Source organism: Pseudomonas sp. G3-19 (assembly GCF_054855875.1).
Genome location: NZ_JBMPIQ010000003.1, coordinates 5,891,143 through 5,904,926, shown reverse-complemented (window position 1 = coordinate 5,904,926; position 13,784 = coordinate 5,891,143). Strand labels below are relative to the sequence as shown.

Genomic DNA, 13,784 nt, shown 5'->3' with positions numbered 1-13,784 from the left:
TTTCTACCTGTTCAGACGGCGGCAATATCTGTGTCATGTTTGAACCGACACCACAGGGGTGGAAGGTCCTCGGGAACCGGCCGGTACTGGCCTATCTCGGACCAGCCTCCAGGGCCATGGAAATCACTGCCGGCGCTGACCAGCAGACCGAACTCGCGGGCAAGGATGGCCAGGCTGCCGACCTGTTCTGCGGGCTGATGGCCATTGACCACTTCGATTGCATGCCCGCCTGCTTGAATATAGTCGGCAATCAGCTTTCGGCGCTTGCTACGGGTGAAATCGTAGTGCCATGGATGCGCCAGACTGACCCACGCCCCGGCGGCACGCAGGGTGCCGACGGTGTCTTCCAGCGTCGGCCAGTGCTGCTTGACGTCACCCAGCTTGCCGGCGCCGAGCCATTTGCGAAACGCCTCGGCGCGATCCTTTACAAAACCTTCACGCACCATCCAGTCGGCAAAATGCGGGCGGGCCGGGGCGTTGCCGCTGTCGCCCAGCTCCTGCTGGATCTGCCGGGCACCGTCGAGGGCACCGGGCATACCTTTGAGGCCGAGCTTGCGGCTTATTTCCTCCGACCGCAGCCAGCGGCCATCGTGTAATCTGGCGATCGCCTCGACCAATGGCGCGGCGTTGACGTCGAAACCGTAGCCCAGCACGTGGATGGTCGCCCCGCCCCAGGTGCAGGACAGTTCGACACCATTGACCAGTTGCATGCCCAGTTCTTCGGCGGCGCTGCGCGCTTCGGCGAGGCCTTCAAGGGTGTCATGATCGGTCAACGCCAGGACTCGCACGCCGTTTTCAAACGCACGCGCAACCAGAACCGCCGGCGCCAGGGCGCCATCGGAGGCCGTGCTGTGGCAGTGCAAATCAACATTCACGGGGAGTTGTAACCTCAAATCAGCTGGCGCTATCGCGCGCCCATATGTTTGTTATTATGCCGCCACATCCAGCTTCTGGCTCTCACTGTGAAACAATTCATCGATTTCATCCCGCTTCTGCTGTTCTTCATCGTTTACAAACTTGATCCACGGGTTGTCGATATCGCCGGCCACGAGGTCACTGTAGGCGGTATTTACAGCGCCACGGCGATGCTGATCATCAGCTCCCTGGTGGTCTACGGCGCGTTGTTCATCAAACAGCGCAAGCTGGAGAAGAGCCAATGGCTGACCCTGATCGCCTGCCTGGTGTTCGGCAGCCTGACCCTGGCCTTCCACAGCGAGACCTTCCTCAAATGGAAAGCCCCGGTGGTCAACTGGCTGTTCGCCCTGGCCTTCATCGGCAGCCACTTCATCGGTGACCGCCTGCTGATCAAACGCATCATGGGCCACGCGCTGACCCTGCCGGATCCGGTCTGGACCCGCCTGAACATCGCCTGGATCGCCTTTTTCCTGTTCTGCGGCGCTGCCAACCTGTTCGTGGCGTTCACCTTCCAGAGCATCTGGGTCGACTTCAAGGTGTTCGGCAGCCTGGGCATGACCGTGCTGTTCCTGGTCGGTCAGGGCATCTACCTGTCCCGCCATCTGCATGACGCCGATACCACAACGCCAAAAACCGAGGACTGACATGCTTTACGCAATCATTGCCACCGACGTCGCCAACTCGCTCGAAGCCCGCCTCGCCGCGCGCCCGGCCCACCTCGAACGCCTGCAAGTGCTCAAGGGCGAAGGCCGCATCGTACTGGCCGGCCCGCACCCGGCGGTCGACAGCAATGATCCGGGCGCTGCGGGTTTCACCGGCAGCCTGATCGTCGCCGAATTCGACTCCCTGAGCGCCGCCCAGGCCTGGGCCGACGCCGATCCGTACATCGCCGCCGGCGTGTACGCCAATGTGATCGTCAAGCCGTTCAAGCAAGTTTTGCCGTAACCAAGGAATATCGAGGGACTCTGTGGCGAGGGGATTTATCCCCGATGGTTGCGCAGCAACCCAAAGCCATCCAATGCGGTGTGCCTGACACACCGCATGCTCCCATTTCAGGTCTGCTTCGCAGTCCATCGGGGCGGTGCGACGTTTCGCTGAATCCCCTCACCACAACAGCTCTCTCGCCACACTCAACCCACTCCAAGCACTGAACCTTCCCGCTTCTCCCCACTCTCAATCGCTCATTATTCTCGTTTGCCTGCCGACAACCTGCCCAATATCCATTTGCAAGCAGGAATCGCAATGCGCAAAGGTCCGTTGTGTCTGATGTGGGTCACGTTGTCGATCATGGCGCCCGCCCATGGTGAGGAAACCACCGAAAGCGGCAGCTCCACGCCATTGTCGTTAAGTGCCGGCAGTCAGATTACCGAACTGCAGCAGCGCCTGAAGGCCAGCGAGCAGCAGCGGGAAGAACTGAGCAAACAACTGCAAAATGCCGACAACACCCGCGAAAGCGCCCTGCTCGCCCGGTTGCGCCAGGAGAATCAGCGCCTGAAGCTGCAACTCAAGGAAGCCCAGGCCAGTCCATTGCCGCGTCTGTTGACCGAACAGCAGCAATGGTTCGTCACCGGCGCCGGGGTAGCGCTATTGGCGCTGCTGTGCGGTATCTTTGCCAGTGGAGCAAGCCGAAAACGTCGGCAATGGCTAAATTGAGTGAGTCATGAGCGAGCTGTTACTGATTGATGATGACCAGGAGTTGTGCGAACTCCTGAGTAGCTGGCTGAGCCAGGAAGGCTTCCAGGTACGCGCCTGCCACGATGGCCAGAGCGCGCGCAAAGCGCTGGCCGAATCGGCGCCTGCCGCTGTGGTGCTGGACGTGATGCTGCCCGACGGCAGCGGTCTGGAACTGCTCAAGCAATTGCGCAGCGAACACGCCGATTTGCCAGTGCTGATGCTCTCGGCCCGTGGCGAACCGCTGGATCGCATTCTCGGTCTGGAGCTGGGCGCCGACGATTACCTGGCCAAACCCTGCGATCCGCGTGAACTCACCGCGCGCCTGCGCGCCGTGCTGCGCCGCAGTCACCCGGCTGCCGTGTCGACCCAGCTCGAACTCGGCGACCTGAGCTTCAGCCCGGTGCGTGGCGTGGTCAGCATCGACGAGAAAGAACTGACCCTCACCGTTTCCGAAAGTCGTTTGCTCGAAGCCCTGCTCAAGCAGCCCGGCGAACCGCTGGACAAGCAGGAACTGGCGCAACTGGCCCTCGGCCGCAAGCTGACCCTGTACGACCGCAGCCTCGACATGCACGTCAGCAACCTGCGCAAGAAGATCGGCCCCCACCCCGACGGTCGCCCGCGAATCGTCGCCCTGCGCAGCCGCGGTTACTACTACAGCCTGTAAATCGGGAAATACCTGCCTGAATGCTATATGTGGCGAGGGAGCTTGCTCCCTCGCCACAGGCGCAGTGCCAGTGATATTTGTCAGGCAGGGTACGAAGCGTCTTTACCCAAGCTTTACGCAGCGCTGACCGCCGCTGACCTTGATCTCCGTAATCTGAACTCATCCGGAACGTACCGGGAACGAGACAAGGAGATACACCATGCGCAAGACTCTTATCGCTCTGATGTTCGCTGCCGCTCTGCCAACCGTCGCCATGGCCATGCCACAGGATGGTGGCCCGATGGGTGGCCCGCTCGACGGCCCACGCCACGGCGGTCAGATGCACGGCGAGCACGGCAAAGGCCCGTACAGCCAACTCGACCTGTCCCGTGAACAACGTGATCAGATCCGCAAGATCATGGGCGAGCAGATGCATGAGCGTCGCCAGGTAGTCGAGAAGTACCTGGAAAAACTCTCGCCGGCTGACCAGAAAGCCATGAAAGACGAGATGGCCGCCAACCACAAGAAAGCCGAAGCTGACGTACGCAACCTGCTGAAACCGGATCAACAGAAGAAATTCGACGAGATCCAGAAGAAACAGGCTGAACGCCGCGCCGAATGGGCCGAGTTCAAAGCGTGGAAAGCGCAACAACCGCAAAAAGCGCAATAATGCGATAACCTCGGATCCGACGGCTAAGCGTCGTCGGTTCTGTTGCCACTCAATCCAAATGTGGGAGCGGGCTTGCTCGCGAATGCGGTGTATCAGACAAAGTAATGTTGACTGACACACCGCATTCGCGAGCAAGCCCGCTCCCACATTGTTGAGTTTTTTGTTTGATTGAGGATTTTCTGTGCGTTCATTGTTCTGGCGTATTCTCGCGAGCTTCTGGCTGGCCATTGCTCTGGTGGCGGGGCTGTCGATTCTGCTCGGGCACATGCTCAACCAGGACGCGTGGATCCTCAGCCGCCATCCCGGCCTCAACACCCTGGCCGCCGAATGGACGCAAACCTACGAAGCCCAGGGCGAAGACGCCGCGCAGGACATCCTCGAACAGCGCAAACGCCAATATCACATCGATGTGCAGGTGCTGAACGAAAGCGGCGACCCGGTGGTGCGTGGCACCTTCCCGCGTCGCGCCGCCGCCTTCGAAGCCCGGCAGAACAACGATGACCGACGCCTGCCCTGGCGGCGCCTGACCGACGAATTCACCAGCGAAAAAACCGGCGACACCTATCTGTTCATCTTCCGCATCCCGCACCCGGAGCTCGACGCCTGGCACCGCGAAAGCCTGCTCTGGCCGCTGAGTGCGCTGGGCATTGCGCTGGTGGTGCTGACCCTGTTCAGCCTGCTGGTGACCTTCTCCATCACCCGCCCGCTCAGTCGTTTACGCGGTGCGGTGCATGATCTGGGGCAGACCACCTATCAGCAGAACAGCCTGGCGAAACTGGCCAACCGTCGCGATGAATTCGGCGTGCTGGCCAACGACTTCAACCGCATGGGCGCGCGCCTGCAAAGCCTGATCGGCAGTCAGCGCCAGTTGCTGCGCGATGTGTCCCACGAACTGCGCTCACCTTTGGCGCGACTGCGGATTGCGCTGGCACTGGCGGAACGGGCCAACCCGGAAGAACGGGAAAAGCTCTGGCCACGCCTGACCCGCGAATGTGATCGGCTGGAAGCACTGATCAGCGAGATTCTGGTGCTGGCACGGGTCGATGCCGACAACGCCAGTGCCGAAGCGGTAGACCTGAACGCCCTGCTCGGCACCTTGCAGAAAGACGCGCAACTTGGCTCGCCGGAGCAGACCGTGCGCCTGGATGCCGAACCACACCTGACGCTGACCGGCTGGCCGACCATGATCGAGCGCGCCGTCGATAACCTTTTGCGCAACGCCCAACGCTTCAACCCGGTGGGGCAGGCAATCGAATTGCAGGCCACACGTCAGGGCGAACGAATTGTGGTGAGTGTGCGCGACCACGGGCCGGGCGTGCAGGCCGAGCATCTGAGCCAGTTGGGCGAGCCGTTCTACCGGGCGCCGGGGCAGACGGCGGCCGGGCATGGTCTGGGCCTGGCGATTGCCAAGCGCGCGGCGGAGCGGCATGGCGGGAGTCTGCTGCTGGCCAATCATCCTGAGGGCGGGTTTGTCGCCAGCCTGGAATTGCCGTTGGTGCCAGGGGCAATTGTCCAGCCTTAAAAGCCCCTCACCCCAGCCCTCTCCCGGAGGGAGAGGGAGCCGACCGAGGTGTTATACGAAGTGCATCGACCTGGCAAACCGTGTCGATATGGATTCAGTGAAGATCGCTCCGCCCGGCGCATCCCTGGAGCATGCCAATCAATCCCCTCTCCCTTGGGGAGAGGGAGCCGACCGAGGTGTTATGCGAAGTGCATCGACCTGGCAAACCGTGTCGATATGGATTCAGTGAAGATCGCTCCGCTCGGCGCATCCCTGGCGCATGCCAATCAATCCCCTCTCCCTTGAGGAGAGGGAGCCGACCGAGGTGTTATGCGAAGTGCATCGACCTGGCAAACCGTGTCGATTATGGATTCAGTGAAGATCGCTCCGCCCGGCGCATCCCTGGAGCATGCCAATCAATCCCCTCTCCCTTGGGGAGAGGGAGCCGACCGAGGTGTTATGCGAAGTGTATCGACCTGGCAAACCGTGTCGATATGGATTCAGTGAAGATCGCTCCGCCCGGCGCATCCCTGGAGCATGCCAATCAATCCCCTCTCCCTTGGGGAGAGGGAGCCGACCGAGGTGTTATGCGAAGTGCATCGACCTGGCAAACCGTGTCGATATGGATTCAGTGAAGATCGCTCCGCTCGGCGCATCCCTGGCGCATTCCCCAATCAATCCCCTCTCCCTCCGGGAGAGGGAGCCGACCGAGGTGTTGTGCGAAGTGCATCGACCTGGCAAACCGTGTCGATATGGATTCAGTGAAGATCGCTCCGCTCGGCGCATCCCTGGCGCATACCCCAATCAGTCCACTCTCCCTTGGGGAGAGGGAGCCGACCGAGGTGTTATGCGAATTGCATCGACCTGACAAACCGTGTCGATATGGATTCAGTGAAGATCGCTCCGCTCGGCGCATCCCTGGCGCATTCCCCAATCAATCCCCTCTCCCTCCGGGAGAGGGTTAGGGTGAGGGGCTTTTGATGTTCAGGCCTTGGAAGGCCAGGCGCTGACGAACTCGGCCAGATCGACCTTCTCCGCCACACGCGGCTCTTTCTGCGGCGTGCCGAGGTACAGAAAGGCAATCACTTGTTCGTCTTCAGCCAGGCCCAGCCCCTTGGCCACGTGCGCCGAATACGCCAGATCACCGGTACGCCACACCGCACCAATCCCCTGCGCGTACGCCGCCAGCAGAATCCCGTGAGCCGCACACCCCGCCGCCAGCAACTGCTCGGCCTTCGGATACTTGACGTGATCCTGCAGTTTCGCGATCACCACGACCACCAGCGGCGCCCGCAGCGGGCCGTTGCGCGCCTTGTCGATCATCGCTTCAGTGACTTCGCCTTCCTGCATCTGCGCCGCTTCGGCCAGCAACTCGCCCATTTGCTCACGTGCCGCGCCTTCGACGGTGAGGAAACGGTACGGCTGCAAGTGGCCGTGATCCGGTGCGCGCAGGGCTGCGCCAAACAGGGCTTCGCGCTGCTCGGCGGTAGGGGCCGGTTCGACCAGGCGTGGAACGGAAACACGGTTGAGCAAAGCGTCGAGAGCCTGCATCGGCCACCTCCTGAGAAAAATGTGCGGCTATTCTAGCGGTATCCGGCAACAGGGTGCCGGTTTACATGCCCTGCCCCACGGGTAGAATGGCGCCCTTCCTACATCAGCCCGAGCGGACTTCATGGCGTTGCCGACCTTACGGATTATTGGTTTCATCATCGGCATCTTCCTGATCACCCTGGCCATCGCCATGGTTGTGCCCATGGCCACCCTGGTGATTTTCGAGCGCACCGGCGATCTGCCGTCGTTCCTCTGGGCGAGCATGATCACCTTCGTCGCCGGCCTCGCACTGGTGATCCCCGGCCGCCCCGAGCACATTCACCTGCGCCCGCGCGACATGTACCTGCTGACCGTCAGCAGTTGGCTGGTGGTGTGCATTTTCGCCGCGCTGCCGTTTTTGCTGACCCAGCACATCAGCTACACCGATTCGTTCTTCGAAAGCATGTCCGGCATCACCGCCACCGGCTCGACCGTGCTCAGCGGGCTCGACACCATGTCCCCGGGGATCCTGATGTGGCGCTCGCTGCTGCACTGGCTCGGCGGTATCGGCTTCATCGGCATGGCGGTGGCGATTCTGCCGTTGCTGCGCATCGGTGGCATGCGCCTGTTCCAGACCGAATCGTCCGACCGCTCGGAAAAGGTCATGCCGCGCTCGCACATGGTGGCGCGCCTGATTGTGGCGGCCTACGTCGGCATCACCATCCTCGGCAGCCTGGCGTTCTGGTGGGCCGGGATGAGCCCATTCGATGCGATCAACCACGCGATGTCGGCGATTTCCACCGGCGGTTTCTCGACCTCCGACCAGTCCCTGGCGAAGTGGACGCAACCGGCGGTGCACTGGGTCGCGGTGGTCGTGATGATTCTCGGCAGCCTGCCGTTCACGCTGTACGTGGCGACCATGCGCGGCAACCGTCGTGCGCTGATCAAGGATCAGCAAGTGCAGGGTTTGCTCGGCATGTTGCTGGTGACCTGGCTGGTGCTCGGCACCTGGTATTGGTGGACCACCAAGCTGCACTGGCTGGAAGCGCTGCGGCACGTGGCGCTGAACGTAACGTCGGTGGTCACCACCACCGGTTTTGCCCTCGGCGACTACAGCCTGTGGGGCAATTTCTCGCTGATGCTGTTTTTCTATCTGGGCTTTGTCGGCGGCTGCTCCGGCTCGACGGCGGGCGGGATCAAGATCTTCCGTTTCCAGGTCGCCTACATCCTGCTCAAGGCCAACCTTAACCAGCTGATTCACCCGCGCGCGGTGATCAAGCAGAAGTACAACGGTCACCGTCTCGACGAAGAGATCGTGCGTTCGATCCTGACCTTTTCGTTCTTCTTCGCCATCACCATCTGCGTGATCGCCCTGCTGCTGTCGCTGCTCGGCGTCGACTGGATGACCGCGTTGACCGGCGCTGCCAGCACCGTGTCCGGCGTCGGCCCGGGCCTGGGCGAGACCATCGGCCCGGCGGGCAACTTTGCCACCTTGCCGGATGCCGCGAAGTGGATTCTGTCATTCGGCATGCTGCTCGGCCGACTGGAGATCATTACGGTGTTTGTGCTGTGTATTCCGGCCTTTTGGCGTCACTGACCGGCGCCTGCAACAGCCGCGCCCGGTAATCGCCGGGCGTGGTGTCGAACCAGCGGCGAAACGCGCGGAAGAAGTTGCTCGGATCGGCAAACCCCAGCAGATAGGCAATCTCCAGCAAGGTCATGTTCGGCTGCGCCAGATACTGCTCGGCCAGTTCGCGGCGGGTGTCGTCGAGCAACTGCTGAAAACTGGTGCCCTCCTCCTGCAACCGGCGCTGCAAGGTGCGCTGCGACAGATGCAGGGTCTGCGCCACGGTATCGCGCTTGGGTTCGCCCTGAGGCAGTAAACGGCATAACACCTGGCGCGCCTTGTGGGTCACGCGGCTTTCAGAGAATCGCGCCAGGTATTCCCCGGCAAACCGGTCGTGCAGCAGCGCCATGGCTTCGTTGGCGGTGGGCAGCGGTGCTTCCATGTCGGCGCGTTCGAAAATCAGCGCATCGTACGGCGCGTTGAACATCAGCGGCGCGTGGAAGGCTTGTCGGTAGGGTTGCAGGTCTGCGGGTTCGTCACCCTGAAACAGCACTTTGACCGGGTGCAGGGTGCGTCCGGTCAACCAGCCGCACAGGCCAAGCGCACAGGCCAGCGAGGCTTCGGCGCTCTGCCGGGTTGGCGGCAGGTGATCGCCATGCACCGTCAGAATCAGCGCATAGCCTTCTTCGAGCAGACGAAAACTCAGGTCGGCGCTCTCGGCGATGATCCGCTGATAACGCACCAGCCGTTGAAAGCCTTCGGCCAGGGTGTTGCTCGACATCAAGGCATAGCCGGCAACGTGGAACGACGCCGGGCGTACCACCTTGCCCATGTTCAGGCCGATCGCCGGGTTGCCGGACAGCTCGACCGCCCGTTGCCAGAGGCGGGTCATGGAATCTTGCGGGAAGCGCGCATCCGGATCATCCAGGGCCGCGTAATCGAGCCCCAGTTGCTTGAACAGTACCCGGCAATCCAGGCCGTCCATCTCCAATGCTTTGACAATCCCCATCGCCCAGCTTGCAGAAGTCGTTCGTTCGCTCATGGCGTTATTCTTTTACATGATGGATCGCATGTTACGACCCGATTTGCGAAGGATACTAAAGTGGCGCCCATTGTCACTGGCTGATGCCAGTGTTCACTCTAGACTCAAATAAGCTACCCGCCGAACAACTTGCCGTCAGAACAATAACCACAGAGATCGCAGTCGTGGAAAACATCAAGCAATTCAACACTTTCGCCGAGTTCTACCCGTATTACCTCAGCGAACACGCCAACAGTACCTGCCGACGATTGCATTTCATCGGCACCACGCTGGTGATTTTCATTCTGGCCATGACCATCGCCAAAGGCGCTTGGCTGCTGTTGCTGGCCCTGCCGCTGGCCGGTTACAGCTTTGCCTGGGTCGGCCACTTCTTCTTTGAAAAGAACCGCCCGGCGACTTTCCAGCATCCGCTGTACAGCCTGCTCGGCGATTTCGTCATGTACCGCGACATGATCCTCGGCCGCGTGGCGTTCTGAACCCCGATACACCTGGAGGCTTGCCGATGAACGCCAATGCCCGCTTCACTCACATGCAGGACGGCACGCAGGAAGACTGGGCGATCATCGCCGCGGACTTCAGCGCCTACGCTCGGCAATTGCCGTCGCGGATCATCGCGCACCTGAAGTTGCTCGAAGGCGATTTCGGCGGCTTCCCGGTGGATCGCCTGACCCATTCGCTGCAAACCGCGACCCGCGCCTATCGCGATGGTCGTGACGAGGAATACGTGGTCTGTGCGCTGCTGCATGACATTGGCGACACCCTCGGCTCCTACAACCACCCGGACATCGCGGCGGCGATTCTCAAGCCGTTCGTCAGCGCCGAGAACCTGTGGATGGTCGAAAAGCACGGGATCTTTCAGGGCTACTACTTCTTCCATCACCTGGGCATGGATCGGCACCTGCGCGAGCAATTCGCCGCGCATCCGCAGTATCAGGCCACGGCGGAGTTCTGCGCCAGGTACGATGCGGCGGCGTTCGACCCGGCCTATGAAACCCTGCCGCTGAGCTTCTTCGAGCCGATGATGGAGCGGTTGTTTGCCCAGCCGAAGCACTCGATTTACAAGGCCGCGATGGAAGAACACAGCCCGGCCTGAGAACACCACAGATCAATGTGGGAGGGGGCTTGCTCCCGAAGGCGGTGTGTCAGATAAACATGTACTTACTGATACACCGCATTCGGGAGCAAGCCCCCTCCCACAGGAGATATCTGGGGTCTAGGCAATCTCGGCAACCTTGGCGGCCTTGAGCTGTGCCTCCCGCGCCTGTGCATCCGCCAGGCGATACAGCTCGATCGTGCCATCCCAGTGCTCGATCAACGCCGTGCACGACTCCACCCAATCGCCGCAATTGAGGTAATCCACCTCGCCGACCTTGCGGATCTCGGCATGGTGAATGTGCCCGCAGACCACGCCGTGCAATTCGCGTTTCACGCATTCGTGGGCGATGGCTTCTTCGAAGTCGCTGATGAAGCTCACTGCCGTCTTCACCTTGTGTTTCAGGTACGCCGACAACGACCAGTAGCCGTAGCCATAACGCGCTCGCCAGTGATTGAGCCAGCGGTTGAGGGTCAGGGTGAATTCGTAGGCCGAGTCGCCGAGGAAGGCCAGCCAGCGGTGGTAGCGGGTGATCACGTCGAACTGGTCGCCATGGATCACCAGCAGGTGCCGGCCATCCGCCGTGACGTGCACCGCCTCGTCGACCAACTGGATGTTGCCGAGGATCAGCTTCGAATAGCGGCGCAGGAATTCATCATGGTTGCCGGTGACGTAGATCACCTCGGTGCCGCGCTTGCTCATGGTCAGCAGGCGACGGATCACGTTGGTGTGCGCCTGCGGCCAGTACATGCCACCGCGCAGCTTCCAGCCGTCGATGATGTCACCGACCAGATAGATCTTGTCGGCGTGGTAGCCCTTGAGAAATTGCGACAAGTGCTCGGCCTGGCAATCCCGCGTGCCCAGGTGCACGTCGGAAATCCACAAGGTACGCACCCGTTGTTTGCGGCTGGGTCTGGCGAGCTCGGCGCTGGTCATGGGCAACCCTCTGCGATGTTTTCGCCACTGTGCACGTGCCGGGTGAATCGACCATGACAGACAGGCGTCAGTCGTGTGACAGCGCGCAAGCCCGTCGCCCCGGTGTAGACTGGCGCTCACTTCGGAGACTTCTTCCATGCGCCCGATCCTCACTCTGCGCCAATACACCCACGACCTGATCGTCCACAGCCACGACCACGCGCAACTGGTGTTCGGGCTGTCCGGCGCGCTGGATTTCGAAGTCGAGGGTCAGGGCAGCCAGGTGCGCCAGCAGAGTTTCGTGGTCGTCCCCGGCGGCGCGCATCACGCCTGCGGCAGCCCGGATGGCAGCCGTTGTCTGGTGCTGGACGTACCCGACGGGCCATGGCTGAACGATTCGCTGGGCGAGCACGCCGACGCCAGTCAGCGCTTGCTCGACCAGCCTGCACGGTTGTCGCTTGATGCCGGGCAAAGCCAATTGGTCAACTGGCTGGCGAACAGCCCGGTCACGGATCCGCTGATCGCCCAGCAAGGCGCGGTGTTGCTGCTGGCCAGCCTGAATCACGCCAGACCTGCCGAACATTCGGCGCGGCGCCTGCCCTACGCGGCGCTGGATGCGCACATCGAACAATACGCCGCCTACCCGCTGCAAGTGGCCGATCTGGCGCAGATCGCCGGGCTGTCCAGCGCCCGGCTGCACGCGCGGTTCATGGCGGAATGCGGGCAGACGCCGATGGAATACATTCGCAGCCGGCGCCTGCACAAGGCAGTCTGCCTGCTGCGCGAGAGCGCGCTGCCGATCGGCGAGATCGCCAGTCGGGTCGGTTACAGCTCGCAGAGCGCGTTCGCGGCGGCGGTGCTGCGCGAGTTCGGCGCCTCACCGGGGCAATTGCGTCGCGACTCCTGCGACAAAAAACGCTAGTTCGCCGACAGACTTCTGCGCCGCAACACGTTTCAATGGGCAACATTGAAACTGTGTTCGGATTAAGGATTGCAATGACTCCGCGTACCGCCCTCGGCGCCCTGCACATTGGCGCTCTGATGTTCGGCCTGACCGGTGTGTTCGGCAAACTCGCGGCCGCCTCGCCGGCGGTGATCGTCTTCGGGCGTGCGGCGTTTGCCGTGCTCGCCCTGGCCTTTTTCGCCCGCTTCGCCAGTCAGCACGGCTGGCAGAAACTGCAGGCGGTCGACTGGCGGCGCCTGGCGCTCAGCGGCGTGTTGCTGGCCGGGCACTGGGTGAGTTTTTTCATCGCGGTGAAGGTCGCTGGCGTCGCCATCGCGACCTTGGGTTTTGCCAGCTTCCCGGCGTTCACCGTGATTCTCGAAGGGCTGATTTTCCGCGAACGCATCCGCGCCAATGAAATCGTGTTGGTAGTGCTGGTCAGCGTTGGTCTGGTGCTGGTGACCCCGGCGTTCGATCTGGCCAGCGGCGCCACCACCGGGTTGCTCTGGGCGGTGCTGTCGGGCTTGCTGTTCGCCCTGCTGTCGCTGACCAACCGCGCCAGCTCCGGACGCATCCCGGCGGTGCAGGCCGCGCTGTGCCAGAACGTGGTGGTGGCGCTGTGTCTGCTGCCGGTGGCTGCGCCGCAACTGAGTGAAGTGCGCGCGCTGGACTGGCTGTGGATCGGCCTGCTCGGGGTGTTCTGCACCGGCGTCGCCCACAGCCTGTTCGTCGCCAGCCTCGCGGTGATCAAGGCGCGCACCGCCGCCGTGGTATTCGCCATGGAGCCGGTCTACGGAATCACCGTCGCCTGGTTGCTGTTCGATGAAAACCCGACCGTGCGCATGCTGATCGGTGGTGCGCTGATCATCGTTGCCATCGTGGTCTCGGCGCGGATGTCAGGCAGCGCCGACAAGAAAACCGTGGCTGCCGAAGCCGCGTCTCACTGAGTGCGGTCGTTGTGGCCGAGGTCGCGCGCAGGATCGATCTGATCGCGCACCCGCTGCTTGAGCGCCTTGGCCTCGGGAAAACCGCCGTCGGCCTTGCGCTCCCAGATCTGCACGTCGTCGCAGCTGATGTGAAACACCCCTCCGGTGCCGGGCACCAGAGACACCTTGCCGAGGTCATCGCCGAAGGTGCTGAGCAGCTCCTGCGCCAGCCACGCGGCGCGCAGCAGCCACTGGCATTGGGTGCAATAAGTGATGACGATTTCCGGTTTTGCAGCAGACATGTTCGCTGAAACTCCTGAGACAGAGGGCGCCGCTATAATAGCCGGCTTTATCGCTTGCCCCGA

General features: G+C 62.0%; 16 protein-coding genes. 11 read left to right on the top strand and 5 right to left on the bottom strand.

Annotation, left to right across the window (positions count from 1 at the left end; all coding sequences use genetic code 11):
* Positions 1-11: 11 nt before the first annotated feature.
* Positions 12-875: a PHP domain-containing protein gene (locus tag ACOYXI_RS26905; RefSeq protein WP_027613974.1), complete on the bottom strand. Its 864-nt coding sequence runs from the start codon at positions 873-875 to the stop codon at positions 12-14.
* 87 nt (positions 876-962) lie between these two features.
* Here ACOYXI_RS26905 and ACOYXI_RS26900 point away from each other — a divergent pair, with 87 nt between their 5' ends.
* The 6 genes from ACOYXI_RS26900 to ACOYXI_RS26875 all read left to right on the top strand — a co-directional run bounded on the left by ACOYXI_RS26900 (position 963) and on the right by ACOYXI_RS26875 (position 5,424).
* Positions 963-1,559, top strand: coding sequence for a septation protein A (locus ACOYXI_RS26900; protein ID WP_027613975.1), 597 nt, complete (start codon positions 963-965; stop codon positions 1,557-1,559).
* A gap of 1 nt (position 1,560) precedes the next feature.
* Positions 1,561-1,860, top strand: a complete 300-nt coding sequence (locus ACOYXI_RS26895; RefSeq protein WP_007966019.1) for a YciI family protein — start codon at positions 1,561-1,563, stop codon at positions 1,858-1,860.
* 297 nt (positions 1,861-2,157) lie between these two features.
* Positions 2,158-2,568, top strand: coding sequence for a translation initiation factor 2 (locus ACOYXI_RS26890; protein ID WP_247267734.1), 411 nt, complete (start codon positions 2,158-2,160; stop codon positions 2,566-2,568).
* Positions 2,569-2,575: 7 nt separating this feature from the next.
* Positions 2,576-3,253 (top strand): response regulator transcription factor, encoded by a 678-nt coding sequence (locus ACOYXI_RS26885; RefSeq protein WP_007966021.1) that lies wholly within the window; start codon positions 2,576-2,578, stop codon positions 3,251-3,253.
* A 199-nt stretch (positions 3,254-3,452) separates the two neighbouring features.
* Positions 3,453-3,902, top strand: a complete 450-nt coding sequence (locus ACOYXI_RS26880; protein WP_047600020.1) for a Spy/CpxP family protein refolding chaperone — start codon at positions 3,453-3,455, stop codon at positions 3,900-3,902.
* 181 nt (positions 3,903-4,083) lie between these two features.
* Complete coding sequence (locus ACOYXI_RS26875) at positions 4,084-5,424, top strand: sensor histidine kinase (RefSeq protein WP_098967782.1); 1,341 nt, start codon at positions 4,084-4,086, stop codon at positions 5,422-5,424.
* Between the two features lie 963 nt (positions 5,425-6,387).
* Here ACOYXI_RS26875 and ACOYXI_RS26870 read toward each other — a convergent pair.
* Positions 6,388-6,954, bottom strand: a complete 567-nt coding sequence (locus tag ACOYXI_RS26870; RefSeq protein ID WP_098967781.1) for a nitroreductase family protein — start codon at positions 6,952-6,954, stop codon at positions 6,388-6,390.
* 121 nt (positions 6,955-7,075) lie between these two features.
* On the opposite strand from ACOYXI_RS26870, the gene ACOYXI_RS26865 reads away from it, so the two are divergent.
* A complete protein-coding gene (locus tag ACOYXI_RS26865) occupies positions 7,076-8,530 on the top strand; it encodes a TrkH family potassium uptake protein (RefSeq protein ID WP_135295191.1) in 1,455 nt (484 codons plus the stop codon).
* Here the strand turns inward: ACOYXI_RS26865 and ACOYXI_RS26860 are convergent.
* Positions 8,487-9,542, bottom strand: coding sequence for an AraC family transcriptional regulator (locus ACOYXI_RS26860; RefSeq protein WP_218568261.1), 1,056 nt, complete (start codon positions 9,540-9,542; stop codon positions 8,487-8,489). The genes ACOYXI_RS26865 and ACOYXI_RS26860 overlap by 44 nt on opposite strands.
* Positions 9,543-9,706: 164 nt before the next feature.
* Here ACOYXI_RS26860 and ACOYXI_RS26855 point away from each other — a divergent pair, with 164 nt between their 5' ends.
* Positions 9,707-10,018, top strand: coding sequence for an Mpo1-like protein (locus ACOYXI_RS26855; protein WP_003222750.1), 312 nt, complete (start codon positions 9,707-9,709; stop codon positions 10,016-10,018).
* A gap of 26 nt (positions 10,019-10,044) precedes the next feature.
* Positions 10,045-10,635: an HD domain-containing protein gene (locus ACOYXI_RS26850; protein ID WP_097090176.1), complete on the top strand. Its 591-nt coding sequence runs from the start codon at positions 10,045-10,047 to the stop codon at positions 10,633-10,635.
* A 120-nt stretch (positions 10,636-10,755) separates the two neighbouring features.
* Here ACOYXI_RS26850 and ACOYXI_RS26845 read toward each other — a convergent pair whose 3' ends face one another.
* Entirely contained in the window at positions 10,756-11,571 is an 816-nt protein-coding gene (locus tag ACOYXI_RS26845) for a UDP-2,3-diacylglucosamine diphosphatase (protein WP_041073087.1), read from the bottom strand.
* Positions 11,572-11,707: 136 nt separating this feature from the next.
* On the opposite strand from ACOYXI_RS26845, the gene ACOYXI_RS26840 reads away from it, so the two are divergent.
* Positions 11,708-12,472 (top strand): AraC family transcriptional regulator, encoded by a 765-nt coding sequence (locus ACOYXI_RS26840; protein ID WP_461675486.1) that lies wholly within the window; start codon positions 11,708-11,710, stop codon positions 12,470-12,472.
* 74 nt (positions 12,473-12,546) lie between these two features.
* On the top strand, positions 12,547-13,440 hold the full coding sequence (locus tag ACOYXI_RS26835; protein WP_210557844.1) for a DMT family transporter: 894 nt from the start codon (positions 12,547-12,549) through the stop codon (positions 13,438-13,440).
* Here ACOYXI_RS26835 and ACOYXI_RS26830 read toward each other — a convergent pair.
* Positions 13,434-13,721: an Rdx family protein gene (locus ACOYXI_RS26830; RefSeq protein ID WP_210557846.1), complete on the bottom strand. Its 288-nt coding sequence runs from the start codon at positions 13,719-13,721 to the stop codon at positions 13,434-13,436. The two genes, ACOYXI_RS26835 and ACOYXI_RS26830, sit on opposite strands and share 7 nt — an antisense overlap.
* Between the last annotated feature and the right edge of the window lie 63 nt (positions 13,722-13,784).